Source organism: Phenylobacterium sp. FG114 (assembly GCF_057809855.1).
The window spans coordinates 24,810-50,278 of sequence record NZ_JBMDKU010000008.1; the positions used below are offsets into that span (position 1 = coordinate 24,810).

Genomic DNA, 25,469 nt, shown 5'->3' on the forward strand with positions numbered 1-25,469 from the left:
CGCAGTGCGCCCTGAGTGACGGTACACTGTCTCAATGTTCCACAACCCGCCGTCCCGCTGGCAGGCGTGGGCCGATCTCACCCCGCCGCCGATGGACCACGGGGTGGGCGGTCCCAAGCCACGGCAATTCAGCGTCGACACCGCACGGATCATTCTCGGCCGGGTCGAGCGGGGCGAGACGATCTCGGCGATCCTGGCCGGTCCCAACATGCCGTGCCGTCGGACGCTCTACGACTGGATCCGCGATGAGCCCGGCTTCGGCGAGGCCTGGGACGAGCTGCGCGGCGACCAGGCGAAGCGCCGCCTCGACGCGACGGAATACCGACGGGCCACCAAGAAGCCCTGCGGCCGCAAGAGCACCTACACCCGCGAGGTCGGCGAGGCCTGGTGCGCGCTCATTTCGAAGGGCCTGACCCAGCGCGAAGCCTCCGCGCGTCCCGGCATGCCGAGCGTCGCCATGGTCCACCGTTGGCTCCGCGGCCACCCGGAGTTTCGCGAGATGTACGTCACGGCCGCCGCCTACCGCGACTTCGTCCTCACCGAGGGGGCCATCGACCTGGCCCTGACCCATGGCTATGCCGTGCGCGCCCAGGTCGACGCCCGAAACGCCCGCGCCGCGGCCCTCCGGCCCGACCTGTGGCGATGGTGGGACTGATCCCGCGGCCCGCGATCGCGGGCCGCCACGCCTCCTTCCGCCCACTCGCCCGGCCTGTCACATCTGCTACACCTTCGGCGCCAGCGTACAGTCGGAGTTCCAGATGCGCCGTCGCAGCTTCCTCGCCGCCCTGCCCGCCGCCGCGCTCACCGGACCGGCCTTCGCCACTGCGCGACAGGAGAACCCCAACCGCGACCGGCCCGACGTCCACGCCGGCGACCGCATCGACGGCGCCACTTGGGCCAGCCGCAGCACCGCCTGGGGCCTGCACGGCGCGGCCGCCACGGCGCACCCTTTGGCCACCCAGGCGGCCATCGACATCCTGAAGGCTGGCGGCTCGGCAGTGGACGCGGCGATCGCGGCCAACGCCGTGCTGGGCTACGGCGAGCCGATCTCGTGCGGGATCGGCGGCGACTGCTTCGTCATGCTGTGGGACCCCAGGACGAAGAAGGTCGTCGGCCTCAACGGCTCGGGCCGCAGCCCCAGGGGCCTCAGCCTGGAGACGGTCCGCAAGCGCGCCACCGACAAGGGCATGATCCCCAGCCACGGCGCCGTCTCGGTCAGCGTGCCGGGCGCCGTCGACGCCTGGTGGAGCCTGCACCAGCGCTACGGAAAACGGCCCTGGAAGGACCTGTTCACCCCCGCCATCGCCCACTGCGAGGAGGGCGCCCCGGTCATCCAGAACACCGCCTTCTACGTCGAGGCCTCGAACCGCAACTTCTCGAACAACCGCGCCATCGAGGAGCTCGACAACTTCCGCAAGGTCTGGGTCCGCGACGGCAAGACGCCGCGCGAAGGCGAGATCTTCAGGAACCCCGAGCTGGGCCGCACCTACCGTCGGATCGCCGAGGGCGGTGGCCGCGCGTTCTACGAGGGCGAGATCGCCGAGACCATCGAGGCCTACTTCAAGCGCATCGGCGGCTGGATGACCAAGGCCGACCTGGCCGCACACCGGTCCGAATGGGTCGAGCCCCGCAGCATCGACTATCGGGGCGTCGACGTCTGGGCCCTGCCGCCCAACAGCCAGGGCCTGGTCACGCTGCAGATGCTGAACATCCTGGCCGAGTTCGACGTGAAGGCCATGGGTTTCCAGTCGGCCGCCGCCATCCACCACGCCGTCGAGGCCAAGCGCCTGGCGTTCGAGGACCGCGCGCGCTTCTACGCCGACCCGGCCTTCTACAAGCAGCCCGTCGAATGGCTGCTCTCCAAGGAGTACGCCCGGGAACGCGCGAAGCTGATCCGGCCCGACGCCATCGCGCCGATCTACTACCCCGGCAAGGCGCCCAGCCACGGCGACACCACCTATTTCACGACCGCCGACAAGGACGGGATGATGGTCTCGATCATCCAGTCCAACTATCGCGGCATGGGCTCGGGCCTGATGCCCGACGGCCTGGGTTTCATGTTCCAGGACCGTGGCGAACTGTTCGCGCTGCAGGACGGCCACCCGAATCTCTATGCCCCGGGCAAGCGGCCCTTCCAGACCATCATCCCGGGCTTCGCGACCAAGGGCGGCGAGCCCATGCTCAGCTTCGGCGTCATGGGCGGCGACATGCAGCCCCAGGGCCAGACCCAGATCGTGTCCAACATCGTCGACTTCGGCCTGGGCCTGCAGGAGGCCGGCGACAGCCCCCGCTGGCACCACGACGGGGGAATGGAGCCGACGGGCGAGGATCTCGGTCAGCCCGGCGTGCTCAACCTGGAGACCGGCGTGCCCGAGGCCACGAAAGCGGCGCTCGCCAAGCTCGGCTGGGTGATGAAGCCCGCTCCGGGCGGCTACGGCGGGTATCAGGCCATTCAGCGCCACCCCGGCCGCTATGCCGCCGCCACCGAGATGCGCAAGGACGGGGTGGCGCTCGCCTACTAGAGCGTGACAGCCAAAGGTGTGAGCGGCTTTGGCGCCCGTCACGCTCCAACCTACTGACGTCGGGGGTACGTCGTCCCGCCGACGACCTTGGCGACGTCGACCTCGCGCCAGTCGAAGTCCCGCGCCTCGCGCGCCTTCCGGCCCAGGAACAGGCTGTGGCAGTAGAGGCCCGGCGCCCGCTGGAACCGCAGGTAGGGCGCCGCGAAGGCCGAGAACCGGCCGACGATCGGGTTGTCCATGCTGGCCTCGATGCAGTCGAAGCCTAGCGCCGGCGAGAACAGCGCGCGCAGCCCCATGTCGCTGAACTGGAAGAAGTGCCAGGGCCGCTCGTGCGACGAGTACGAGAAGTGGGTCTCGATGAAGATGTGCCCACCCACCTTCAGCACCTTGGCGATCTCCTCGGCGACGACCCACGGCATCGCCAGATGCTCGAACACGGCCGTCGAATAGACCGCGTCGAACGGCCCCTCGACCAGTTCCGACAACCGGTGCGCGTCGCCGACCACGTCGACATTCGGGCCCTCATAGTAGTCGAAGCCCACATAGCTGGCGTGCTTCAGCAGGTCGGGCAGGACGTAGCTGCTGCTGACCTGCCGGCTGCCGATCTCCAGGATGCGGGACCCGGGCTTGTCGGCCAGGGCCAGCAGTTCCTGCACCAGGGTGTTGTGCCCCGCGCGCACCGGGGTCGGTACGTCGGGGGCCAGATAGGCCCTGTCCAGCCTGGGCGCCGTGATCGACAATGCCCACTTTCGCACCGCCTCGTAGCCCGCCCGGACCATCGATCTCAAACGCAATGACCCATCCTCTCACTCGCGGCGGACCATGGCGTCCCGCGTCCGCCCCGTCCACCTTGCGGCCGGCCGTATGAGCGGCCCCACCTTCTTCGCCACCCCGGCCGACTGGCGCGCCTGGCTGGAGGCGCACCACGCCACCGTGACCGAGCTCTCGGTCGGATTCTGGAAGAGAGGTTCGGGCAAGCCGTCGATCACCTGGCCCGAAAGCGTCGACGAAGCGCTCTGCTTCGGCTGGATCGACGGCGTGCGCCACCGGATCGACGACGAAGCCTACCGCATCCGCTTCACGCCGCGGAAGCCCGGCGGAATCTGGAGCCAGGTGAACATCAGGCGCTTCGCCGAGCTGAAGGCCGAGGGCCGGATCGCCCCGGCCGGCCAAGCCGCCTACGACATCGGCAAGGACCGCACGAAGGTATATCCCCACGAGCGCCCCCACGCCGCGTTCGCCCCCGACGAGGTCCAGCGCTTCCAGGCGAACGCCAAGGCCTGGGCTCACTTTCAGGCCTTTCCGCCCAGCTACCGCAAGGTGGCGGTCCATCGGGTCGTCATCGCCAAGGGCGAGGCCACCCGCGCCAAACGCCTCGACATCCTGATCGACGCGTCGGCGAGGGGGCTTAGACTGAAATCCCCGACCCAGGTGGACGACCGATGACCCAGGACGAGATGACCGCCATCGCTCTCAGCTTCCCCGGCGCCGAGGAGGGCACGAGCTACGGCCAGCCGTCTTTCAAGGTGAATGGCAAGTTCTTCACCCGCCTGCGTGCCGAGGACCAGAGCCTTGTCCTGCTCGAAGTCTCGTTCGACGAGCGCGAGATGCTGATGGAGGCCGAGCCCGAGACCTTCTTCTTCACCCCGCACTACAAGGACTACCCAAGCGTCCTGGCGCGCATGGCCAGCCTCGATCCGGGCTCGTTCCGCAACTTCCTGGCTCGCCGTTTCCGCAAGGTGGCCAAGAAGTCCGGTGTGAAGGCCTGGGAGGCCGCGCGGACATGACGGACGCCGAGTTCCGCGCCCTTTGCCTCGCTCTGCCGGACGTGGTCGAGGGCTCGAACATGGGTTCCACGTTCTTCAAGGCGAACGGCAAGGACCTCGCCCGTCTCCTCGACGCCGAGCGCTGCTACTTTCCCGGCGTTCCGATCGAGGAGATCGAGATGCTGGTCGAGGCCGAGCCCGACACCTTCTGGGCGGACGGCCACTACCGGAACGCCCGCTGCGTCGTCGCCCGCCTGGCGCCGCTGACGCCGCGGGTCGCGCGATCGTTCATCGAGCGCCGCTTCCGACAGGTGGCGAGGAAGGCGGTGATCAAGGCGTGGGACGTCAGGCGGAACTAGCCGGCGCCCGGGGGAAAGGTTTCCGGAAACTCGAGCTTGCCCGCGTCGTAGCCCAGCGCGCGGGTGCGAGCGATCAGCTGCACGAGAGTGTCCGCGTCGGGTCGAGGGTCTCGAGTGTAGATGTTGACCAGCTTCAGGTCCGGCGTCGCCATGATGAACCAGCCGTCGCCGTGATCCAGTAGCCAATAGGTGCGACCGACCGGCAGGAAGCCGAACAGGCGGTAATTGACGTGGACCTTGTTGTTGAGCCCCGGGTTCAGGATCTTCAACGGTCCGGCCACCACCTTTTCCTTGCCGGTCGGGGCGCCGTCTCGGCAGGCGTCCCGCTGGATCAGCTGCCCACCCTCGCGCAGGTAGTCGGTATAGCTGGCGACGCAGCCGTCGGTGAGCCGCATCGGCGTGCGGCCGATCTCATACCAGCGGCCGCTGAAATGGCTGGCCACCGCGATCGGTTTGGCGGGCTCCGGCGCCCGGGTCTGGCGCGCGGCGGTCATAGAGGCGCATCCGGCGACAAGCATCGCGGCAGCGCCCAGGAGGGCTAGGGTTCTGGGCTTCATGTGGGCTCCAAGGCCCGTGCGGAACCGAGTTAAGCGCCGCAGGTTCCGCCGCCGGTCAGAACTCGTCCTCGATCGCCGCCCGGAAGTTCTCGAACACCTCGCGGGCATTCTGATCGGGCTCGACCAGCGCCACCGCCGCGGCCGCCGCGGACGGCCCCGCCATCAGCCGGGCCACCACCGCGCCGTGCTGCACCACAGTCAGCTCCTCGCCCTCGGCCAGCCCGGTCAGCAGGGCGGCGATCTTCGGCGGCAGGTCGTCGAGGTCCAGGTTGGCCATCGCCCGATCCTAGACCGCATCGCGGGCCGCAGGTAAACCGCCGCCATGGCATACCGATCGCTCCGCGAATTCCTGGCCAAGCTTGAAGCGGCCGGGGAGCTGGTCCGCGTCACCGAGCCCGTCTCTTCCGTCCTCGAGATGACCGAGATCCAGCGCCGCCTGCTGGCGACCGGCGGCCCGGCCGTCCTCTTCGAGAACGTCACCCGCGCCGACGGCGAGCGTTCGACCATGCCTTGCCTGGTCAACCTGTTCGGCACCGTGAAACGCGTCGCGATGGGCGTCACGTTGGACGGCGTGGAGCGGACCACCGCCGGCGAGCTGCGCAGCGTGGGCGAACTGCTGGCCTTCCTGCGCCAGCCCGAGCCGCCGCGCGGCCTCAAGGACGCCTGGGACATGCTGCCGCTAGCCAAGACCGTCATGGGCATGCGGCCCCAGGTGCGGAAGTCCGGCCCGGTGCAGGAGGTGGTGCTCAAAGGCGACCAGATCGACCTCACCAAGCTGCCGATCCAGACCTGCTGGCCGGGCGAGCCCGCGCCGCTGATCACCTGGCCCCTGGTGGTCACCAAGGGCCCCTCCGATAGCCGCGAGGACGATTACAACCTCGGCATCTACCGCATGCAGGTTCTGGGCAAGGACAAGACCATCATGCGCTGGCTGGCCCACCGCGGCGGCGCCCAGCACCACCGGCGCTGGAAGGCCGAGGGCAAGCGCGAGCCCTTGCCCGCCTGCGCCGTCATCGGCGCCGACCCCGGCACGATCCTGGCCGCCGTCACGCCTGTGCCCGACACCCTCTCCGAGTACCAGTTCGCCGGCCTGCTGCGCGGCGCCAAGCTGGACCTCGTGCCCGCCAAGACCGTCCCGCTGATGGTCCCGGCCCACGCCGAGATCGTGCTGGAGGGCTACGTCCACCTCGATGAGTACGCCGACGAAGGCCCCTACGGCGACCACACCGGCTACTACAATTCCGTCGAGCGCTTCCCGGTGTTCCAGGTGACCGCGATCACCATGCGCAAGGATCCGATCTACCTCACCACCTTCACCGGACGCCCGCCGGACGAACCCTCAGTGCTGGGCGAGGCGCTGAACGAGGTCTTCATCCCGCTCATCCAGCAGCAGTTTCCCGAGATCGTCGACTTCTGGCTGCCTCCCGAGGGCTGCAGCTATCGCATCGCCGTGGTCTCGATGAAGAAAGCCTACCCCGGCCACGCCAAGCGCGTGATGCTGGGCGTCTGGAGCTACTTGCGCCAGTTCATGTACACCAAGTGGGTGATCGTCGTGGACGACGACATCGACGCTCGCGATTGGAAGGACGTCATGTGGGCGATGTCGACCCGCATGGACCCGGCGCGCGACATCACCGTCATCGAGAACACACCCATCGACTATCTCGACTTCGCCAGTCCGGAGAGCGGCCTGGGCTCGAAGATCGGTCTGGACGCCACCAACAAGTGGCCGCCCGAGACCCACCGGGAGTGGGGCGACAAGCTGGGCATGGACGCCGAGACCGTCGCGAAGGTCACGGAGAAGTGGGCCAGGCTGGGGTTGCCGGGCAGCGGCGCACCAGTCGATTAAGGTCGCTGCATGGACCCCGCCGCTTCCGCCCACGCCGCCGCTCTCTGGGCCGGCCTCTGCCTGATCCTTCTGCTCGTCCTCTCGGTGCTGGTGACCCGCCAGCGGCGTAAGCACCACGTCGAGATCGGCGACGGCGGCGTGCCGGCCCTGAACCAGGCGATCCGCGCCTTTGGCAACGCCACGGAATACGTGCCTGCCGCGCTGGTGGGGCTGGGTCTGCTGGCGCTGGTCGGCGCGCCGCCGCTGCTGATCCACGCCGTCGGGCTGATCCTGTTCGTGGGCCGCGTGCTGCACGCCGTCGGCCTCTCCCATTCCACCGGCCTCACCTGGGGCCGCGCCGCCGGCGTCCTCGCCACCTGGATCAGCTACATCGCCATCGCCGCGGCGCTACTGTTCTACGCGATCCCGTAGGGTTGTTCCGAGCGTCCGCGTCGGCCATATCCCCTCGATGGACGAAAACCTGCTGAACGACGTCGTCGCCGCCGCGCTGAGGGCCGGGGCCGACGCCGCCGAAGCCGTCGGCGCTGAGCGCCGCAGCCTCTCGATCTCCGTGCGTATGGGCGACCTGGAAGAGGTCGAGCGCGAAGAATCCCGCGACCTGGGCCTGCGGGTCTTCGTCGGCCAGCGCCAGGCCACCGTCTCCGGCTCGGACATTTCGCCCGAGGCCCGCGCCAAGTTGGTCGAGCGCGCCGTCGCCATGGCCCGCCTCGCGCCTGAGGATCCCTATGCCGGCCTGGCCGATCCCGAGCGGCTTGCTCGCGGGCCGCGCCCGGACCTCGATCTCTACGATCCCGCTGAGCCTAGCCCGGAAAGCCTGGAAGAGCGCGCCCGCGCCGCCGAGGCGGCGGCGCGCGCCGTGCCCAAGGTGACCAATTCCGACGGCGGCAGCGGCTCTTGGTCGTCGTCGCACTGGACCATCGTCACCAGCGCAGGCTTCGCCGGCGTGCATCGGGCGTCGGGCTTCTCCATCGGAGCGTCGGCCATCGCGGGCGACGGCGAGACGATGGAGACCGGCTACGACGGCCGTTCCACCCGCTGGCAGTCCGACCTGCCGACGCCCGAGAGCCTGGGAACCGAAGCCGGGCGCAGGGCCGCTCAGCGCCTGGGCGCCCGCAAGATCGCCTCGACCACAGCACCAGTGATCTTCGAGAACCGCTTGGCCGGGTCGCTGATGAGCCCGCTGATCGGCGCCATATCGGGCCCGTCCATCGCCCGTGGCACCTCGTTCCTCAAGGACAAGCTGGGCCAGCAGATCTTCGCCAAGGGGATCTTCCTCACCGACGACCCGCACAAGCCGCGCGGCCTGGGCTCCTCGCCCTTCGATGACGAGGGCGTGGCCAACCAGCGCCGCGACCTCATCGACGATGGCGTGCTCACCACCTGGCTGCTGAACTCTTCTTCGGCCCGCCAGCTCGGTCTCGTCACCACCGGCCACGCCTCGCGTGGCCTCGCAGGCCCGCCCGGCGTTTCGACGTCCAACCTGACCCTGCAGCCCGGCGACAAGGACCAGGCCGGACTGATGAAGGACGCGGGCGCGGGCCTACTGGTCACCTCGATGTTCGGCCCCTCGCTGAATGGCAACACCGGCGACTGGTCGGTGGGCTGCTCGGGCTTCTGGTTCGAGAACGGGGAGCTGGCCTACCCGGTCAACGAGATCACCGTGGCCGGCAACCTGCTCGACATCTTCGGCCGCATCGTGCCCGGCTCCGACCTGGAGATCCGCGGCTCCGCCAACGCGCCGTCACTGCTGGTCGACGCCCTCGCCATCGCGGGTCGATGAAGGACGATCTGAGACTCATCCTCGATGCTGCGCAGGAGGCCGGCGACCTGGCCCGAGCCCTCCGGAAGCAGGGTCTCGAGATCGAATACAAGGAAGCTGACGGCACCCCGGTCACCAACGCCGACATCGCCGCCGACAAGCTGCTGACCGAACGTCTGCGCACCGCTCGGCCGGAGTATGGGTGGCTGTCCGAGGAGACTGCGGATGCACGCGATCGCCTCGATTGCCGCCGGATCTTCGTCGTCGACCCGATCGACGGCACAAGGGCCTTCCTGCGCGACCGGCCCTGGTGGTCGGTGGCCATCGCGGTAGTCGAGGATGGACTGCCGGTGGCGGCCGCCGTCTACGCGCCGGAGGTCGACGAGACCTACGCCGCGGCCGCGGGCCTGGGCGCGACGCGCAACGGCGAGCCGATCCGGCCCAGTGTCGCCACGGCCCTCGAAGGCAGCCGGATGGTGGGCGACCCCGTCGTCTTCGCCCATTGGTCATGGCCGACGCCCTGGCCGCCCATGCAGGTGGAACAGCGCAACTCCACCGCCTATCGGATGTGTCTGGTCGCCGCCGGCGATTTCGACGCCGCCGTCGCCCCCGTGCGCAAGTCGGACTGGGATGTGGCCGCGGGCGACCTCATCGCCCGCGAGGCCGGCTGTTTCGTGGGGGACCACACAGGCGCGGGTTTCCGCTACAACCTCGCCAGACCGTCACAGGCCAGCCTCATCTGCGCGACGCCGGCCCTGGCCCCATTGATTCTCGAGCGGGTTGGGCATATCGGCGCGCGTAATTGATCTCACGCGAAAAGAATCCCCCAAGAACCCATCATGTCCGACAAACAACTCCTCCACCTGGTCATCGGCGGCGAACTGAAGTCGCTCGAGGGCGCGCCCGAGTTCAAGGACCTCACCAAGGTCGATCTCGTCGGCGCGTTCCCGACCTACCAGGACGCCCGCCGCGCCTGGCTCGCCAAGGCCCAGCAGACGGTCGACAACGCCCACATGCGCTACTTCATCATCCACGCGCACAAGCTGCTCGACCCCCACGGCGACGACGAGCACACCCACTAGACCTGATCGTCGCCGCAGCGGCGGCGGTAGGCGGGATCCTAGGCCCCGAGCTCCTTCGAACGCCGCACCGCCGCGGCGACAGCGTCGCGCATCAGGTCGGGCAGCGCCCCCTCCGCCAATAGGATATCCAGCGCCGCCTGGGTGGTGCCGCCCGGCGAGGTGACCTGCCTTCGCAGCTCGGCCGGGTCCTCGCCCGTACGGTTCAGCAGCGCGGCCGCCCCGGTGAGCGTCGAGCGCGCCAGGCGCTGGGCGTCCGCGGCGGACAGGCCGGCCGCAGCGCCCGCTGCCTCCAGGGCCTCGACGAAGGCGTACAGGTAGGCGGGCGCCGAACCCGAGACGCCGGTGGCGGCGTGCATCAGGTTCTCGTCCGTGAGCGCCACCACGGCGCCCAGGGGTTCGAACAGCGCCTGCGCGCGGCGAAGGGCGTCGGGGTCGTCGGCGTAGAGGCTGGCTGTGCCCTGGCCGATCGCCGCGGCGGTGGTGGGCATCACCCGGGCGACGCAGCGGCCGCCGAACTCGCGCGCTATGTCCGCGGACTTCACGCCGGCCGCAATCGAAACGATCACCGCGCTCGAGCAAAGCCACGGCGCCGCCTCGGCCGCGGCCTCGCGCCAGACCTGCGGCTTGACCCCGAGCACCACCGTCTTCGCCCGCGCCAATTCGGCGTCCGGCGGGTTGAGCGTCGCGCCGGCCCGTTCCGCGGCCACTGCCGCCGGCCCCGGGTTCGGATCGCGGATCATCAGGTCCGAGCCCTGGAAGGCGCCGGACGCCAGCCAGCCCTCGACCATGGCCCCGCCCATGCGCCCGGCGCCCAGCATCAGGATCGGCGTGATCATGCGGCCAGCCTTAGCCGACCGACCGCGAAGGCAAAACCCCGAACGGCGATCGCCCGACTCCGATTGACGCGGCGGCCGGGCCGCGCTTGCCTCGCGCGTTCCGATTTCTTGGGGGTTTGCTGGTGAAGACGTCGCGCGCGCTGCTGTTCGGTACGGCCCTGGCCCTGGCCCTGGCCGGTTCGGCCGTGGGCCAGGCGGCCAGGCGCGAGGTCGGCAATATCGTCTATGACGGCGCGCCAGCCACGCCGCCGGCGCTGCAGGCCGCCATCGCCCCCTACTACAACGCCCGCTCCGCGGTGTTCGAGGACTGGCTGCCGGACGGATCGATCCTGATCGCCACCCGCTTCGGCGACACCAATCAGATCCACCGCGTCGTCCAGCCGGGGGCCGCCCGAATCCAACTCACCTTCTTCGGCGAACCGATCAACAACGCCAAGGTCCGGCCGGGGACGTCGACCTATCTGTATCCGCGCGACGTGGGCGGGGCCGAGTACTACCAGGCGTACCTTCGCGACCTGGCCGGCCACGAGACGCAGATCACCGCGCCGAACACCCGCAACCAGGCCTTCGTGTTCAGCAAGGACGGCAAGACGATCGCCTGGAGTCAGGTGACGCCCGGCGATCCGAACTACGACATCGTTGTTGCCGATCCCGCCAATCCCGCCGGCCGGCGCGTGGTGCTGGAGGGGACGGGCTCGATGGGTCCCGAGGACATCACCGCCGACGGGAAGACCATCCTGGTCAGCCGCACCTATTCGGCGGCGCAGGCCGAGCTCTTCGTCCTGGACGTCGCGAGCGGCAAGCTCACGCCGATCGGGCCTCAGGGACGAAAGATCGCCTACCAGGGGGGAGCGTTCGTGGGGGCCGGGACGGGCGTGCTGACGCTCTCGGACGATGGCGCCGAACATGCGCGGCCCGTGGTGATCGACGTGAAATCCGGCGCGGTGCGCGACCTGGAGCCGGGCGCCAAGTGGGGCTCGGAGGGCTTCGACCTCAGCCCCGACGGCAAGACCGTGGCCACCTTCGTCAACGAGGAGGGCTATTCCAAGCTCATCCTGCGCGATGTGCTCACCGGAAGGACCCTGCCCGGCCCCAAGTTGCCGCAGGGCGTGCTGACGGCGGCCAAATTCTCACCGGACGGGTCAAAGATCGGCCTGAGCCTCTCAACCTCCACCAGCTCTGGCGATGTCTGGAGCTACGAGCTGAAGAGCGGCCAGCTCCTCCGCTGGACCGAGAGCGAGCTCGGCGGCCTGGACCCGGCGAAGCTCGTGGAGCCCACGCTGTTCCGCTACCCGACCTTCGACGGCAAGCAGATCCCGGCTTTCATCTACAAGCCCAAGACTGCGAAAGGCGGCAAGCTACCGGTCGTCATCCAGATCCACGGCGGGCCGGAGGGCCAGGAGCAGCCCAGCTTCAATCCGCGGCGACAGTCGTGGGTGAACGAACTGGGCGCGGCGGTGATCATCCCGAACGTCAGGGGCTCCAGCGGCTACGGCAAGACCTACCTCGGCCTCGACAACGCCGAGAAGCGCGAGGACTCGGTGAAGGACATCGGCGCGCTGCTGGACTGGGTCGCCAAGCAGCCCGACCTCGACGCCAGCCGGGTCGCGGTCGTCGGCCAGTCCTACGGAGGCTACATGGTTCTGGCCGTGGCCGGCCACTACAACGACCGTGTCGCCGGGATCATCGACCTGTACGGCATCTCGAACTGGATCACCTTCCTGCAGAACACCGAGGGCTACCGCCGCGACAACCGCCGGGCGGAGTACGGCGACGAGCGGATTCCGGAGATGAAGGCCGTTTTCGAGAAGATCTCGCCCATTGCGATGAGCGAGAAGATGAAAAAGCCCATGATGGTCTTCCAGGGCGCCAATGACCCCCGCGTCCCGCGCAGCGAGTCCGAGCAGATGGTCGCCAAGCTGCGAGCCCAGGGCACAGAGGTCTGGTACGTGCTGGCCAAGGACGAGGGCCACGGCATCTACAAGAAGGCCAATCAGGAAGCGGTGAGGGCCACCGAGGTGGTGTTCCTGAAGAAGGTCTTGGGACTCAAGTAGCCTCAGGCGGCCTGTTTCGTCGCCGGCGGGGCCGCGCCAACCTGGAACTGGGACACCAGGCCGGCCAGGCGGTCGGCGTCGTGCGACAGCGCCTGGGTGGCGGCGGTCGCCTCTTCCACCATCGCGGCGTTCTGCTGGGTGACGCCGTCCAGTCCGTTCACGGCGGCGTTGACCTGGTGCAGGCTGGCGGCCTGCTCCTCGGCCGACAGGGTGATCTCGGCGATCACGTCGCTCACCGCCGAGACCTCGCCGGCGATACGGTTGAGCGCCTCGCCCGTCAGCCCGACCAGGCGGACACCGTCCTCGACCTGGTTGTTCGACGTGGCGATCAGGGCCTTGATCTCCTTGGCGGCCTCCGCGGAGCGCTGGGCGAGCGCTCGGACTTCCGACGCCACCACCGCGAAGCCGCGGCCCGCGTCGCCGGCGCGCGCGGCCTCCACGCCGGCGTTCAGCGCCAGGAGGTTGGTCTGGAAGGCGATCTCGTCGATCACGCCGATGATCTGGCTGATCTCCCGCGACGACTGTTCGATGTGAGTCATCGCCGACACGGCCGACTGCACGACGTCGCCGGACTCCTGGGCATGCCCTCGGGCGGCGGCGACCACCTCGCGGGCCTGCTTGGCGCCTGTGGCCGTCCGACGGACGGTGGCGGTGATCTGGTCCAGCGCCGCTGCGGTCTCCTCCAGCGTCGCCGCCTGGTTCTCCGTCCGTTGCGACAGATGGGTCGAGGCGCTGGCGATCTCGCCGGCGCTCGCGCGCACGCGGCCGTTCAGCTCGACGATGGCCGCAAGCGTCGAGGACAACTGGCCGGCCGCTAGGTTGAAGTCGCGCTTCAACTGGCCGTACTGCTCCGGGAAGGATGTGTCGATCCGATGGGCCACGTCACCCCGGGCGAGCGCGCCCAGCGCTGACGCCAGCGCGGCAACGACCGTCCGCGCCTCCGCCTCCGCCGCCCGCTGAGCCGCCTCACGGGCGGCCGCCGCCTGCGACTCGCCGGCCCGGGCGGCCTCGGCCTCCGCCGTTGCCCCTTCCGCCCGCTCCCGCGCTTGGGAGGCGACAGCCAACATCTCGCCGGATCGCTCGAACATGCCGGCGAGGTTGGCGCCGACCCAGATCAGCACCCCGGCCTCGACCAGCAGGATCGCGGCATGAACCAGCACGCGCTCGATGTCGCCGCCGCCCGGGAACACGGCCGCCGGCAGGACGAACGAAAGCAACAGATGGTGGACCGCGACCACAGCCGTCGCGGCGGCGATCGCGCGCCAGTCGCAATAGATGATGAGCACCGCGAGGGCCGCGAAGTACGCCATATGCATGTCGATCTGCCACGGGTGCCCGGAGAAGGCTCCGACCAGCAGGGACACCGAAGCCATCTGGGAGACGGACGCGGTGATCCGCACCGCGGGCCCCTCACCGACAAGCCGCCGCACGAGCGTCGCGCCCAGCGCCACGCCCCCGGCCGCCAGGCCGAGCATCAGCCAGGCTCCGCCGGCGAACGCCGCCGCCCCAGCGACCAGGGGCGCGAGGATCCAGAGGCCGGTGACGACGAGCCGGTCCGCGAAGCGCCGCTGTTGGCCGATGGTCTCGAACATTGGAACTCCTAGATTCCACAGGCCGCAGAGCCGGCCGGCGCTACGGAGAAGAGGGCTCCAGCCTCCCGGAGCCGCGCCTGCGCGCGCCCGCCGGAGTCTTGCACCACGACGATGAAGGGGACGGCGCCAAGATCCCGGACCGCGCCGGCCTGAGCGGCCGCCGCGATCACGACGCTCCGCGGCCACCACGGCGGGAAGACGCCGGCGGCCACGTGGGGGTCGGGCGTGCGGCTGGACGCAAGCAGGACACACGCCGTCGCCAGCGCCACGCCCAGGCTGACGCCCATCGCCAATGCTACGTCTTGCGTCGCCTTGTTCACATAGGCGGGTATGCAGGGCGCGAGCTTGCCGAAGGCCTAACCGCCATGGCCACGGCGCAAGCTTAGGTTTATCGCCAGGCCAAGCTACGACAACTGACGCGCGAGAACCCACGCGCCGGTCATCGAAACCTCAACGAAATCCACCTCTTAACTCCGCGACGACATGCCGCGCGGCGGCCCAGCCTTAAGCTTCGCCGACCGTCTCGAACATGCAGGCCGCGATGGCCTCCTGCGGGGTCTTGGCGCCGCGAAGCAGGAAGTCGAAGGCCGGGAAGAAGCGGTCGGCTGCTTCCACCGCCACATCGATCATCGCCGCCGCCTGGGCCAGACTGGGCTGTTCGCCGGTCATCAGCGCCATACCGTGACGGAAGATGATCTCGCCCTCGTCCCACAGCTCGAAGTGGCCGAGCCAGACGCGGGGGTTGATGGTGGCGATCAGTTCCTGCGCCGTCTGGCGCTGGGCCTTCGGGACCGCAAGGTCCATCGACAGGCACAGCTGCAGGGTGTCGCCCTCGGGCCGCCAAGCGAACCAGAGCTCGTAGTCCTTCCAGTCGCCGGCAAGCGTGAAGGCGAGATCGCCATCCTCTGTGCGGTCGAAAGGCAGGTTCTCGGCTGTGAGCACATGCTCCACAACATCGAGGGGGTCGTTCGTCAGGACGACGCTGTCATCCGTCTGGGAGGTGTCCATTACGACGCCTTTCGACTCGGACGGAGGACGGAACGCCGCCCCCGAATCGTCCGCATCTCTGACCCTAGACCGTTTCGCGAGCCCGGTGTCAGCGAGTTCTTGTGACGGGCGAACAGCTTTCGCGTGGCGTGCACTGTTCTCACGTGCTTTTCGGCGCTTTCCGCACTGCTTTCGCGGCCTTCAATGCCTCGATTTCCTGTCGAAGCGCGGTCACCTCCGCCTTGAGGGCGTCGTAATCCTCGCGGCGGACCAGGTCCATTTCCGCCACCAGACGGTCAGTCTGGCTGCGGAAGGCGGCCTTCGCCTCCTCGCCGGCGGCCTGGGCCAGGCCCATGGCGGCGGTGCTGAGCTTGGCGATCTCGTCGAGAATTGGGTTCTGGGTCTGCATTCTTGTCTTCTCTGACCGGAAAACCGGCGCGTTCAACGTGCCTATATGGCCCTTCAGGGGATGAAAGCGAATGGCTTCTCCTCTAAGTCGCTGTTCTGAACGCAGGAGTCGCCTGAGACGTGCCCTTTCCCGACTTCGATCCGATCCTCGTCCAGCTGGGGCCATTCGCCATCCGCTGGTACGCCCTGGCCTATGTCGCCGGGATCCTGCTGGGGTGGCGTTATGCCACGGGCCTGCTGAAGAACACGCGGCTCTGGACGCACCGCCCGGCGCCTTTCACGCCCGAGCAGATGGACGACCTGATCCTGTGGATCGCCATCGGGGTGATCGGCGGCGGCCGCCTGGGCCACGTCCTGTTCTACACGCCGTTCTCGCAGACCCTGGCCGACCCGCTCAGCGTGTTCCGGGTGTGGGAAGGCGGCATGAGCTTCCACGGCGGAGTCATCGGCGTCTCGATCGCGATGGTGCTCTTTGCGTGGCGCAACAAGCTGGACCTGCTGCGGGTCGCCGACGTGGTGGCGCCGGCCTATCCGATCGGCCACTTCCTCGGCCGTTGCGCCAACTTCATCAACGGCGAGCTCTGGGGCCGGCCCGCCCCTGATCTCCCCTGGGCGATCCGCTTCTGCAACGAGCGGATCATGGACACCTTCGGGACCTGTCCGGCGGGCGACGTGCCTCGCCATCCAAGCCAGCTTTACGAGGCGGCCTTCGAGGGACTGATCCTGTTCCTGATCCTGCGCTGGGCGACACACGGGGCGAAGCTGGGCAACCGCCGCGGCGTGATCACCGGAATCTTCATCCTGTTCTACGGGATCTTCCGCATCGCCATTGAGAATGTGCGCGAGCCGGACGCGGGGATGCCCAACTTCCCGTTCGGCCTGACCATGGGGATGATCCTGTCGATCCCGATGGTGCTGGCGGGGCTGTACCTGATCTGGCGCGGGATGCGCGAGCCGCTGCCACCGGCGCTGCCGGCCACGACCGAACCGCCCGCAGGCCGGCCGGAGCCTGCGTGACCCTCGGCCTGCGGGAGCGGCTGGCGGCCCAGATCGCCCAGACCGGGCCGCTGACGATCGCCCAGTACATGACCGCGTGCCTGCACGACCCGCAGCGCGGCTACTACGCCACGCGCCCGGCCCTGGGCGAGGACGGCGATTTCATCACCGCGCCGCTGGTCAGCCAGATGTTCGGCGAGCTGATCGGCGTCTGGGCGATTTCGGCCTGGCAGGCGCTGGGCGCGCCTTCGCGGTTCGTCCTTGTCGAGATGGGGCCGGGCGACGGGACGCTGATGAGCGACCTGCTGCGCGCCGCCCGCGTCATGCCGGCCTTCCTGGAGGCGGCCGACGTCTGGCTGGTGGAGACCTCCGAACCGCTGGCCGCGCGGCAGGCGGAGACCCTGGGCGAGGCCGTCCGCTGGGCGCGGTCGCTGGACGAGGTCCCCGGGGGCTTGCCGATGCTCCTGATCGCCAACGAGCTGCTGGACTGCCTGCCCGTCCGCCAGTTCGTCCGCACCGCCACCGGCTGGGCCGAGCAGGTGGTGGGCGTGGACGACGGCGCGTTGCGCTTCGGCCTGGTCCCGGCGCCGATGGCCCTGCCCGACGCCCGCGACGGCGCGGTCCTGGAGCTTTCCGCGCCGCAGGAGGCCCTGGGGGCGGTGCTGGGCGAGCGGCTGGCCGCGGACGGCGGGGCGGCGCTGCTGATCGACTACGGCCGCGACCATCCAGGGTTCGGCGATACGCTGCAGGCCCTGGTGCGCCACGAGAAGGTCGATCCGCTGGCCTGTCCGGGTGAGGCTGACCTGACTGTGCACGCCGACTTCCCGGCCGTGATGGCCGCCGCTCGCAAGGCCGGCGCCGAGGCCGCGATCCTCACCCAGGCCCAGTTCCTCTCCCGCCTCGGGATCGGCGAACGCGCCGAGGCCCTGGTCCGTGCGCGGCCGGACCGAGCCGCCGTCATCGGACGCCAGCTCAACCGGCTGGTGGGCGGCGATCAGATGGGCGAACTGTTCAAGGCTTGTTGTCTCCATTCGCCGGGCTGGGTCCCGCCGGCTTTCGCCGAATGAACACGTCATCCCGGCCAACGGAGCGGCGAAGCCGCGGAGGCCAAGCCGGGACCTAAGCGGACTCGGTGCGGCCCCTGGGTCCCGGATCGGTTCTACGGCCGTCCGGGATGACAGCATGGGAAGGGCTGTGGGATGAACCCCGAATGAGCCTGCCCGTCCTGACCTCGCCGCTGTTGAACCTGCCGGGGATCCGCCACGCGTTCTTCACGCGCCAGGGCGGCGTCTCGAGAGGCCTCTATGCCAGCCTGAACGTCGGCGCAGGGTCGAAGGACGATGCGGAGGCAGTCGCCGAAAACCGCGGTCGGGCGGCCGCGCACTTGGGCGGCGAGCTGGTCACCGCCTACCAGGTCCATTCGGCGACGGCGTTCGTGGCGGACGGCCCGTGGCCCGCGGGACCGCCGCAGGGCGACGGCGTGGTCACCCGCACGCCGGGGGTGATCTGCGGCGCCCTGGCAGCCGACTGCGCGCCCATCCTGCTCGCCGATCCGGAGGCGCGGGTCGTCGCGGCCGCCCACGCCGGCTGGCAGGGGGCCCTGACAGGCGTGGCGGAGGCGACCCTCGCGCGGATGGAGAGCCTGGGCGCCCGCAAGGACCGGATCGTCGCCGCCATCGGCCCCTGCATCGGCCCCGCGTCATACGAGGTGGGGCTGGAGTACGTCGCCCGCTTCACCCATTTCGACCGTGGCTACGAGCGCTTCTTCTCGGCCGGCGCGGGGCCGGACAAGCGCCAGTTCGACCTGCCCGCCTTCGTGCTGGCGCGGCTGCGCGCGGCGGGGGTCGAACGCTGCGAATGGATCGGGCGTGACACCTGCGCCGAGCCCGACTGGTTCTTCTCCAACCGGCGAGCCTTCAAGCAGGGTGAGCCGGATTACGGACGCCTGCTCTCCGCCATCATGCTGGAACCTCAGTAGACCGGCGCGCTCGCCGCCATACGCGCGCCGGCGGGCGTCAGCGCCACCCGCCCGCCGCCCAGGTCGGCCAACAGATCCTTGGCCACCAGTCCGGCCACGGCGCTCGCCAGTCGTTCCGAGTCGAACCCACCCATCCGGCCCGCCCCGTCGAACAGGGCCTCGCGCTCGGCCGCCAGGCCCGCCGCCAAGTCGTCCAACCGCGCCGCAGACAGCAGCGCCCACTCGGCGTCGTCGAGGAGGACGCGGGCCTCGGTCGACGCCGAGGCCGCGACGAGGGCGGGCGGCGTCTGCTTCGGTGGCCGAAGCTGGCCCAGCATGGCGGCGGCCAGCTCACGTTCGCCCGAGACGGGCGTGTCGCATCCGTGCTTCAGCAGATGCTCGACCTCGGCGTCGGAATGGGCGCGGGCGATGATCTCCAGGTCGGGGTTCATCTTGCGGGCCTCTTCCGTCACGCCGCCCGCCTCGAAGCCGCTGGGCACGGTGCAGATGACCCGCAGCGCCGAGGTCACGCCTGCCGCCGACAGCACCTGGGAATCGGCCGCGTTGCCGGCGAGCACCTCGAAGCCCGCGTCGCGGGCGCGCTTGCGCGCGACGTCATCGACCTCGACCACCAGGAACGGCCGCCCGGCCGCCTCGAGGCCCTCGGCGACGGCGCGACCCACGCGGCCGAAGCCGACCAGGATCACGTGTTCGGTCAGGGTCGTCGGAAGGAAGTCGTTGGCCGGCTCGGGCGTCTTCGGCTCCGGCATGACCTTCGGCCGCGCCTTCATGACGGCGGCGAAGATCAGCGGGTTGAGGAGGATGGATATGATCGCTCCGCCGAGGATCAGGTCCCTCCCCTCCGCCGGCAGCAGCTTCAGGCCGACGCCGAGGCCGGCCAGGATGAACGAGAACTCCCCGATCTGGGCCAGCGAGGCGGCGATGGTGAGCGCCGTGGAATTGTCGTGCCGAAACGCGCGGACGATCACGAAGGCGGCCAGCGACTTGCCGATCACGATGATCGCGACGGTGGCCAGCAGCGCGCCGAGCTGGTCCACCAACACGTTCGGATTGAACAGCATCCCCACCGAGACGAAGAACAGCACCGCGAAGGCGTCGCGCAGCGGCAGGGTCTCCTCCGCGGCCCGCTGGCTGAGCTCGGACTCAGCCAGCAGCATGCCGGCGAAAAAGGCCCCCAGGGCGAACGAGACGTCGAACAGCAGAGCAGCCCCGAACGCCACGCCCAGCGCGATGGCGAAGACGGCGAGACGGAACAGCTCGCGGGAGCCGGTATGCGCGGTCCAGTGCAGGATCCACGGAATGACGCGCCGGCCGACGATCAGCATGAAGGCCACGAAGGCCACCACCTTGCCGATGGTGATCGCCAGCGGGACCACCCAGCCGCTCATCATGTCGGATGAGGCGTCGGACGCCGTCAGCGCGTCGCCCAGGGCTGGCAGCAGCACCAGCGCCAGGACCATCGCTAGGTCCTCGACGATCAGCCAGCCGACCGCGATCCGCCCCCGATCGGTCTGCACGATCCGTCGCTCCTGCAACGCGCGCAGCAACACCACGGTCGACGCGACCGACAGCGCCAGGCCAAAGACCAGACCCGAGACGATCGGCCAGCCGAGGACGTGCGCGAGCGACATGCCGAGCAGCGTCGCCGCCGCCATCTGGCCCAGGGCGCCGGGGATGGCGATGGCGCGGACCGACAGCAGGTCCTTGAGCGAGAAATGCAGCCCCACGCCGAACATCAGCAGGATCACGCCGATCTCGGCGAGTTCGCCCGCCAGCCCCTGGTCGGCGACGAAGCCGGGCGTGAACGGCCCCACGAGGACCCCCGCCGCCAGGTATCCCACCAGCGGGGAGATACGGAACCGATGGGCCAGCGCTCCCAGCCCGAAGGCGATGGTGAGACCGGCGACAATGGTGGCGATCAGCGGGGTATGATGGGGCATCGGGCTCCGGGGTCTGGGCGTCGGGACGTGGCGTCGGCTTCCCGCGTACCCGCCCGGCTCGGCCCTGGCCAATAGCGCCCGCGTGATCGGTCAGGTTTTTTGACGGCGGGATCGCCCCTTGCTCCGCTGTGCTCGCCTGCTACAAGCCGCGCGAAATCGAACATATGGAGTCGGGGTCCGATGAAGCTGCTGGCCGGCAACTCGAACCGTACGCTGGCGCAGGCGGTTGCTTCCCACCTCGATGTCCCCCTCACCCGGGCCCAGGTGAAGCGCTTCGCCGACAACGAGGTCTGGGTCACGATCGACGAGAACGTCCGCGGCGAAGACGTCTTCATCCTCCAGTCGACCAGCTACCCGGCCAACGACCACCTGATGGAGCTGCTGGTCTGTATCGACGCCCTGAAGCGCGCGTCGGCCCGGCGGATCACGGCGGTGACGCCCTACTTCGGCTATGCCCGCCAGGACCGGAAGACCGGCGGCCGCACGCCGATCTCGGCCAAGCTGGTGGCCAACCTGATCACCCGCGCCGGCGCCGACCGGGTTCTGACGATGGATCTGCACTCTGGCCAGATCCAGGGCTTCTTCGACATTCCCACCGATAACCTGCTGTCCGCGCCTCTGCTGGCGAACGACATCAAGGAGAACTACGAGAAGCCCAAGGACCTGATGATCGTCTCGCCCGACGTGGGCGGCGTGGTCCGCGCCCTGGCGGTGGCCAGCCGCCTGAACACCGAGCTCGCCATCGTCGACAAGCGCCGTTCGGGTCCCGGCAAGTCGGAGGTGGCGAACATCATCGGCGACGTCTCGGGCCGCCGCTGCATCCTGTTCGACGACATGATCGATGGCGGCGGGACGCTCTGCAACGCTGCCCAGGCCCTCATCGACGGCGGGGCGACCGAGGTCAGCGCCTATGTCAGCCATGGCGTGCTGTCCGGCGCGGCCGTCGAGCGCGTGCAGACCTCGGTTCTCAAGGAACTGGTCATGACGGACTCCATCGCGCCGCCCGACCGCGTCGAGTCCGCGAATAAGATCCGCTACGTCAGCTGCGCGCCGCTGATCGGCGAGGCGATCCGCCGCATCGCCAACGAAGAGAGCGTGTCGAAACTGTTCGACTAGACTATCGGCCGTTCCGTCGGCGACGCTTGCCCAGCAGGTGCGGCGCCGGTTAAGCCATGGCCTTCCGGGGGCGGACAACAAGAATCACCACTCGCAAGAGGGGGAAGGTCGCCTGATGCCGTTCCGATTTCCGCTGAAAGCCGTTGTTGGCGCGACCGTGGCCGCCGCGCTTCTGGCGGGCTGCGCCGAGCCGCCGCCCGTCATCGCCCCGCCCCCGCCGCCGGCCGCGCCGGCGGTCAGCCTGTCGCCCAAGCTGATCGAGCTGGCGTCGGCCTATCGCTACTACATCGTGCGGACCACGGGGATCACCCCCGACTTCGCCGACGGCTCCTCGGTGGCGCGCTCGCTGCAGACCGGCGCGTCCTACGAGCCCCAGCAGCTGGTCCGCGGCGCGATCGCCTATTCCGCCGTGGTGGCGCTGCAGGACAAGAGCTTCGTCGAAGGCGTGCGCGTCTATGCCAAGGACCCTGTCCAGCGGAAGCAGATCGCCTACGAGATCATGAAAGACCCGGCCTATGCGGTCGGCATCTCCGGTTCCGCCAGCGCGGCCGGCCTGATCGTGGCCACCTTGGGCGGCGACGCCCAGAGGCTCTACGACCAGGGCAAGGCGGTGAAGCAAGCCGCGTACGACATCCAGAAGCAGCCCTGGTCCAAGGCCGAGGTGGCGGGCCGAGACGCCCGCCTGGCCGGCGCCAAGAGCCTCTCGGCCTCGGCCATGATGGGCGATGTGGCCGAGACGGCCCGTCTGCAACAGGCCTCGAGCGGTGTCTCCTCGCTGGGCCTGACGGCCACGGCCGCGGCCCCGCCCTACACGCCGACCGTCATCCGCGGCCTGGCTATCGCGGCCCTCGCGGTGCTGGGAGAGGCGAACGAGGCCAACTCCGAACAGCTGACAGCGCTGACCCACGAGCCCAACATCGGCATGTGCGCGGCCACGTCCAAGCTCAACCTCTACCAGTGCCTGGCCGTCGCGCGGCCGAACTACGAGGACGTCTTCTGCCTGGGCCAGCACGCGATGATGGACACCGGGCGCTGCATGATCCGCGCGGCCGGCCTTCCCGAGCCTTTCGAGGCCCGCTACGTCCCCGACGCCAAGACGATCGCCAAGGGCATGCCGACCAAGAAAGCCCCCGCCAAGAAGGGCAAGAAGAAGAGCTGACACGCCGCAGCTTCGCCCGGTTGCGTCTGCCGGGGCTTTTGTGTATCTACGCGCACCCTTTCGACCCGCCAGCGGTTCTGCGGATGTAGAATCGCAGCCGGTTGGACCGGAAGGTGTCCTTCTCGGAAACGTGTTCCACGTTCCGGGACACCTTTTGGGTTTTGACTTCCGTCGCCGCGCGCGAGTCGCGCGGCGGTTTCGTTTTGAGGCATGGCCATGGCCGAGATCGTTTTGAACGTTGAAGTGCGCGAGCGGACCGGCACCGGTGGCGCGCGCGACACCCGTCGCAGCGGCATGGTGCCGGGCGTCCTGTATGGCGGCGCCAAGGATCCGGTGGCCATCGCCGTCCGGTCGAACGAGTTCCGCAAGGCACTCTACACCGGCAAGCTGCTGGGCCACCTGGTGACCCTGAAGTACGGGAACGAGACCCAGCCGGTCATCGCCAAGGCCATCGACATGCATCCGGTGACGGATGAGCCGTGGCACTTCGACCTCTACCGGGTCGACGAGCACCAGCAGATCAAGATCGAAGTGCCGGTGCACTTCGCTCACCAGGAAGAAAGCCCCGGCCTGAAGCGCGGCGGTTCGCTGAACGTGTCGCTGCACACGGTCACCGTCTCGTGCCACGCCGACTCGATCCCGGAAGAGATCGTGATCGACCTGACCGGCAAGGAAATCGGCGACAGCATCCGCGTCTCCGACCTGAAGCTGCCGGCGAAGGTGGAAGCCGCCGTCGAAGGTGACGTGGTCGTGGCCTCGATCGCCGCCGCCAAGGTGGACACCGGCGGTGACGAAGCCGAGGCCGCCGAAGGCGAAGCCGAGGCCTAAGGTCTACGCGATTTCGCGGGGGTCGATGTGCTGATCATCGCCGGCCTGGGCAATCCAGGTCCGACCTACGCGAAGAACCGCCACAACATCGGCTTCATGGCCGTTGACGAGATCGCGCGCCGCTGGGGCTTCTCAGCGGCGCGTTCGCGTTTCCACGGCCACGCGTCCGAGGGCCAGATCGACACCCCCCAGGGCCCGGTCCGCGCGCTGATCCTGAAGCCTCAGGGCTACTACAACGAAAGCGGCCGCTCGGTCGGCGAGGCGGTCAAGTTCTTCAAGTTGGACCCCGCCGTCGACCTGGTCGTCTTCTACGACGAGATCGACCTGGCGCCCGGCCGCTTCCGGATGAAGGCCGGCGGCGGCGCAGCCGGCAACAACGGCGTCCGCTCGATCACAGCCCAGGTCGGCCCGCACTTCCGCCGCGCGCGCCTGGGCACTGGCCATCCCGGCGACAAGGCTTTGGTTCAGGGCCACGTACTCTCCGACTTCCACAAGGCCGACATGAAGTGGGTCGAGCCCCTGCTGCAGGCCTGCGCCGACGCCGCCCCGCTCATGGCGCTCGGCGAGGACGAGAAGTACCAGGCCGAGGTCATGCGCCTGGCGCCAGCGGAGAAGATGGACCCGCGCAAGCTGGCGCGAGGCGAAGGATGAGCATGATGGGCCTCCTCGGCGGGTCGCTGCCGCTCATCGGCCTTTCGCTGATCCTGTCGATCGCGCTGGCCGTCCACGTGGTGCGCACGGGCCGCGAGCTATTCTGGCTCTGGATCATCCTGATCTTTCAGCCGCTGGGCGGCCTGGTCTATTTCCTCGCCATCGTCTTGCCGGATCTCACGCGCGGCCCGGCGGCCCAGCGCCTGGAACGCTCGGCGCGCGCAGCGCTCGATCCGCTGAAGGAATATCGCGAGGCCAAGCAGGCCTGCGACGACACCCCCACGGTCCGTAACCAGTCGCGGCTGGCGCACGCGGCGACCGCCCTGGGCCGCCACGACGAGGCCGAGCGGCTTTATGCCGAGGCCGCGCACGGCATCCACGCCGAGGATCCCGCCCTGCTTTTGGGCCGGGCCAACGCCCTGCTGGAGCTGGACCGCGGCGCCGACGCCCTGGCGGTCCTGGAGCGCCTGCCGCGCGACGATGGGGACAGCCACACGCCGACGGCGGTCCTGGCGTTCGGGCGCGCCTACGAAGCCGTCGGGCGCACCGCCGAGGCCGACGCGGCGCTGAAGGAGGCTTCCGAGCGCTTGCCGGGCTTCGAGGGCCAGGCCCGCTACGCCGCCTTCATGGCGCGCAACGGCCGCAAGCCCGAAGCGCAGGCCGTCGTCGCCGAGATGGACAAGCGCCTGACCAAGCTCGCGCCCCAGTTCCGCAAGGAAGGCCGCCACTGGCGCGATCTGGCGGCGAAGGCGCTCTGACGCACCGCCTTTTGGCTTCTCCTCCCCCTACGGTGGAGGAGGGAAGCATCGCCGGTGCGTTGCGCGTGGCGGGCGTTCCTCCCATAGTCCCGGCGTCGCAATGCCGACGGGGGAGCCTCAAATGAAAACCTTCATGTCCAACCCGAAGACCCCCATCCACCTTCAGGACATGAAGCATGCCTTCGCAAATCCGGAGGGCGCCGGCGCGCGACGCCGAACCTAGCGACCTTCCGCCTCCGCCGCGCCGCGCGGCGACCTCTGCCAATCCAGAC

The 25,469-nt window shown here is 69.3% G+C and carries 28 protein-coding genes; 19 read left to right on the forward strand and 9 right to left on the reverse strand.

Annotated elements, in window-relative coordinates:
• The first annotated feature begins 34 nt into the window (after nucleotides 1-34).
• Both ACODSY_RS14775 and ACODSY_RS14780 read left to right on the forward strand, forming a co-directional pair.
• Nucleotides 35-655 carry a terminase small subunit-like protein gene (locus ACODSY_RS14775; RefSeq protein ID WP_488952524.1) on the forward strand — a complete coding sequence of 207 codons (621 nt, stop codon included), beginning with the start codon at nucleotides 35-37 and terminating at the stop codon, nucleotides 653-655.
• A 103-nt stretch (nucleotides 656-758) separates the two neighbouring features.
• The gene (locus tag ACODSY_RS14780) at nucleotides 759-2,522 is read left to right on the forward strand and encodes a gamma-glutamyltransferase family protein (RefSeq protein ID WP_488952525.1); all 1,764 of its coding nucleotides are present in this window, start codon (nucleotides 759-761) and stop codon (nucleotides 2,520-2,522) included.
• A 50-nt stretch (nucleotides 2,523-2,572) separates the two neighbouring features.
• On the opposite strand, the gene ACODSY_RS14785 is transcribed toward ACODSY_RS14780, so the two are convergent.
• The gene (locus ACODSY_RS14785) at nucleotides 2,573-3,316 is read right to left on the reverse strand and encodes a class I SAM-dependent methyltransferase (protein WP_488952526.1); all 744 of its coding nucleotides are present in this window, start codon (nucleotides 3,314-3,316) and stop codon (nucleotides 2,573-2,575) included.
• 28 nt (nucleotides 3,317-3,344) lie between these two features.
• Between ACODSY_RS14785 and ACODSY_RS14790 the strand changes: the two genes are divergently transcribed.
• The 3 genes from ACODSY_RS14790 to ACODSY_RS14800 are packed head-to-tail and all read left to right on the forward strand — an operon-like array spanning nucleotide 3,345 to nucleotide 4,647.
• Nucleotides 3,345-3,968: a YdeI/OmpD-associated family protein gene (locus tag ACODSY_RS14790; RefSeq protein ID WP_488952527.1), complete on the forward strand. Its 624-nt coding sequence runs from the start codon at nucleotides 3,345-3,347 to the stop codon at nucleotides 3,966-3,968.
• Complete coding sequence (locus tag ACODSY_RS14795) at nucleotides 3,965-4,309, forward strand: MmcQ/YjbR family DNA-binding protein (RefSeq protein WP_488952528.1); 345 nt, start codon at nucleotides 3,965-3,967, stop codon at nucleotides 4,307-4,309. The genes ACODSY_RS14790 and ACODSY_RS14795 overlap by 4 nt, the downstream gene beginning before the upstream one ends.
• Complete coding sequence (locus tag ACODSY_RS14800; RefSeq protein ID WP_488952529.1) at nucleotides 4,306-4,647, forward strand: MmcQ/YjbR family DNA-binding protein; 342 nt, start codon at nucleotides 4,306-4,308, stop codon at nucleotides 4,645-4,647. The genes ACODSY_RS14795 and ACODSY_RS14800 overlap by 4 nt, the downstream gene beginning before the upstream one ends.
• Here ACODSY_RS14800 and ACODSY_RS14805 read toward each other — a convergent pair.
• A complete protein-coding gene (locus tag ACODSY_RS14805) occupies nucleotides 4,644-5,204 on the reverse strand; it encodes a lipocalin family protein (protein WP_488952530.1) in 561 nt (186 codons plus the stop codon). The genes ACODSY_RS14800 and ACODSY_RS14805 overlap by 4 nt on opposite strands.
• A gap of 55 nt (nucleotides 5,205-5,259) precedes the next feature.
• Nucleotides 5,260-5,481 carry a hypothetical protein gene (locus ACODSY_RS14810; protein WP_488952531.1) on the reverse strand — a complete coding sequence of 74 codons (222 nt, stop codon included), beginning with the start codon at nucleotides 5,479-5,481 and terminating at the stop codon, nucleotides 5,260-5,262.
• A gap of 45 nt (nucleotides 5,482-5,526) precedes the next feature.
• Between ACODSY_RS14810 and ACODSY_RS14815 the strand changes: the two genes are divergently transcribed.
• The 5 genes from ACODSY_RS14815 to ACODSY_RS14835 are packed head-to-tail and all read left to right on the forward strand — an operon-like array spanning nucleotide 5,527 to nucleotide 9,894.
• Nucleotides 5,527-7,053 (forward strand): UbiD family decarboxylase, encoded by a 1,527-nt coding sequence (locus ACODSY_RS14815; protein WP_488952532.1) that lies wholly within the window; start codon nucleotides 5,527-5,529, stop codon nucleotides 7,051-7,053.
• Nucleotides 7,054-7,062: 9 nt separating this feature from the next.
• Nucleotides 7,063-7,464 (forward strand): MAPEG family protein, encoded by a 402-nt coding sequence (locus ACODSY_RS14820; protein WP_488952533.1) that lies wholly within the window; start codon nucleotides 7,063-7,065, stop codon nucleotides 7,462-7,464.
• A 37-nt stretch (nucleotides 7,465-7,501) separates the two neighbouring features.
• Entirely contained in the window at nucleotides 7,502-8,833 is a 1,332-nt protein-coding gene (locus ACODSY_RS14825; RefSeq protein ID WP_488952534.1) for a TldD/PmbA family protein, read from the forward strand.
• Entirely contained in the window at nucleotides 8,830-9,618 is a 789-nt protein-coding gene (locus tag ACODSY_RS14830) for an inositol monophosphatase family protein (RefSeq protein ID WP_488952535.1), read from the forward strand. The genes ACODSY_RS14825 and ACODSY_RS14830 overlap by 4 nt, the downstream gene beginning before the upstream one ends.
• 33 nt (nucleotides 9,619-9,651) lie before the next feature.
• Entirely contained in the window at nucleotides 9,652-9,894 is a 243-nt protein-coding gene (locus ACODSY_RS14835; RefSeq protein ID WP_488952536.1) for a DUF4170 domain-containing protein, read from the forward strand.
• 38 nt (nucleotides 9,895-9,932) lie between these two features.
• On the opposite strand, the gene proC is transcribed toward ACODSY_RS14835, so the two are convergent.
• On the reverse strand, nucleotides 9,933-10,727 hold the full coding sequence (gene proC / locus ACODSY_RS14840; protein WP_488952756.1) for a pyrroline-5-carboxylate reductase: 795 nt from the start codon (nucleotides 10,725-10,727) through the stop codon (nucleotides 9,933-9,935).
• A 125-nt stretch (nucleotides 10,728-10,852) separates the two neighbouring features.
• Between proC and ACODSY_RS14845 the strand changes: the two genes are divergently transcribed.
• A complete protein-coding gene (locus tag ACODSY_RS14845) occupies nucleotides 10,853-12,784 on the forward strand; it encodes a S9 family peptidase (RefSeq protein WP_488952537.1) in 1,932 nt (643 codons plus the stop codon).
• Between the two features lie 2 nt (nucleotides 12,785-12,786).
• Here the strand turns inward: ACODSY_RS14845 and ACODSY_RS14850 are convergent, their stop codons facing one another.
• The 4 genes from ACODSY_RS14850 to ACODSY_RS14865 all read right to left on the reverse strand — a co-directional run bounded on the left by ACODSY_RS14850 (nucleotide 12,787) and on the right by ACODSY_RS14865 (nucleotide 15,772).
• A complete protein-coding gene (locus ACODSY_RS14850; RefSeq protein ID WP_488952538.1) occupies nucleotides 12,787-14,376 on the reverse strand; it encodes a methyl-accepting chemotaxis protein in 1,590 nt (529 codons plus the stop codon).
• Between the two features lie 8 nt (nucleotides 14,377-14,384).
• The gene (locus ACODSY_RS14855; protein WP_488952539.1) at nucleotides 14,385-14,663 is read right to left on the reverse strand and encodes a hypothetical protein; all 279 of its coding nucleotides are present in this window, start codon (nucleotides 14,661-14,663) and stop codon (nucleotides 14,385-14,387) included.
• Nucleotides 14,664-14,880: 217 nt separating this feature from the next.
• A complete protein-coding gene (locus ACODSY_RS14860) occupies nucleotides 14,881-15,384 on the reverse strand; it encodes a type III secretion system chaperone family protein (protein WP_488952540.1) in 504 nt (167 codons plus the stop codon).
• A gap of 139 nt (nucleotides 15,385-15,523) precedes the next feature.
• Nucleotides 15,524-15,772 carry an accessory factor UbiK family protein gene (locus ACODSY_RS14865; protein WP_488952541.1) on the reverse strand — a complete coding sequence of 83 codons (249 nt, stop codon included), beginning with the start codon at nucleotides 15,770-15,772 and terminating at the stop codon, nucleotides 15,524-15,526.
• Between the two features lie 119 nt (nucleotides 15,773-15,891).
• Here ACODSY_RS14865 and lgt point away from each other — a divergent pair, with 119 nt between their 5' ends.
• The 3 genes from lgt (at nucleotide 15,892) to pgeF (ending at nucleotide 18,745) form a co-directional block, all read left to right on the forward strand.
• Nucleotides 15,892-16,788, forward strand: coding sequence for a prolipoprotein diacylglyceryl transferase (gene lgt, locus ACODSY_RS14870; RefSeq protein ID WP_488952542.1), 897 nt, complete (start codon nucleotides 15,892-15,894; stop codon nucleotides 16,786-16,788).
• Complete coding sequence (locus ACODSY_RS14875) at nucleotides 16,785-17,834, forward strand: class I SAM-dependent methyltransferase (RefSeq protein ID WP_488952543.1); 1,050 nt, start codon at nucleotides 16,785-16,787, stop codon at nucleotides 17,832-17,834. The genes lgt and ACODSY_RS14875 overlap by 4 nt, the downstream gene beginning before the upstream one ends.
• A 143-nt stretch (nucleotides 17,835-17,977) precedes the next feature.
• Nucleotides 17,978-18,745 (forward strand): peptidoglycan editing factor PgeF, encoded by a 768-nt coding sequence (gene pgeF, locus ACODSY_RS14880; RefSeq protein ID WP_488952544.1) that lies wholly within the window; start codon nucleotides 17,978-17,980, stop codon nucleotides 18,743-18,745.
• Here the strand turns inward: pgeF and ybaL are convergent.
• Nucleotides 18,739-20,685, reverse strand: coding sequence for a YbaL family putative K(+) efflux transporter (ybaL, locus tag ACODSY_RS14885; protein ID WP_488952545.1), 1,947 nt, complete (start codon nucleotides 20,683-20,685; stop codon nucleotides 18,739-18,741). The genes pgeF and ybaL overlap by 7 nt on opposite strands.
• Before the next feature lie 180 nt (nucleotides 20,686-20,865).
• Here ybaL and ACODSY_RS14890 point away from each other — a divergent pair, with 180 nt between their 5' ends.
• From ACODSY_RS14890 to ACODSY_RS14910, 5 genes are all read left to right on the forward strand, one after another.
• The gene (locus ACODSY_RS14890; protein ID WP_488952546.1) at nucleotides 20,866-21,801 is read left to right on the forward strand and encodes a ribose-phosphate pyrophosphokinase; all 936 of its coding nucleotides are present in this window, start codon (nucleotides 20,866-20,868) and stop codon (nucleotides 21,799-21,801) included.
• Between the two features lie 157 nt (nucleotides 21,802-21,958).
• Nucleotides 21,959-22,960: a hypothetical protein gene (locus tag ACODSY_RS14895; protein WP_488952547.1), complete on the forward strand. Its 1,002-nt coding sequence runs from the start codon at nucleotides 21,959-21,961 to the stop codon at nucleotides 22,958-22,960.
• Between the two features lie 216 nt (nucleotides 22,961-23,176).
• Nucleotides 23,177-23,788, forward strand: coding sequence for a 50S ribosomal protein L25/general stress protein Ctc (locus ACODSY_RS14900; RefSeq protein WP_488952548.1), 612 nt, complete (start codon nucleotides 23,177-23,179; stop codon nucleotides 23,786-23,788).
• A gap of 27 nt (nucleotides 23,789-23,815) precedes the next feature.
• Nucleotides 23,816-24,439: an aminoacyl-tRNA hydrolase gene (gene pth / locus ACODSY_RS14905; protein WP_488952549.1), complete on the forward strand. Its 624-nt coding sequence runs from the start codon at nucleotides 23,816-23,818 to the stop codon at nucleotides 24,437-24,439.
• 2 nt (nucleotides 24,440-24,441) lie between these two features.
• The gene (locus ACODSY_RS14910; protein WP_488952550.1) at nucleotides 24,442-25,197 is read left to right on the forward strand and encodes a tetratricopeptide repeat protein; all 756 of its coding nucleotides are present in this window, start codon (nucleotides 24,442-24,444) and stop codon (nucleotides 25,195-25,197) included.
• The last annotated feature ends 272 nt before the right edge of the window (nucleotides 25,198-25,469 follow it).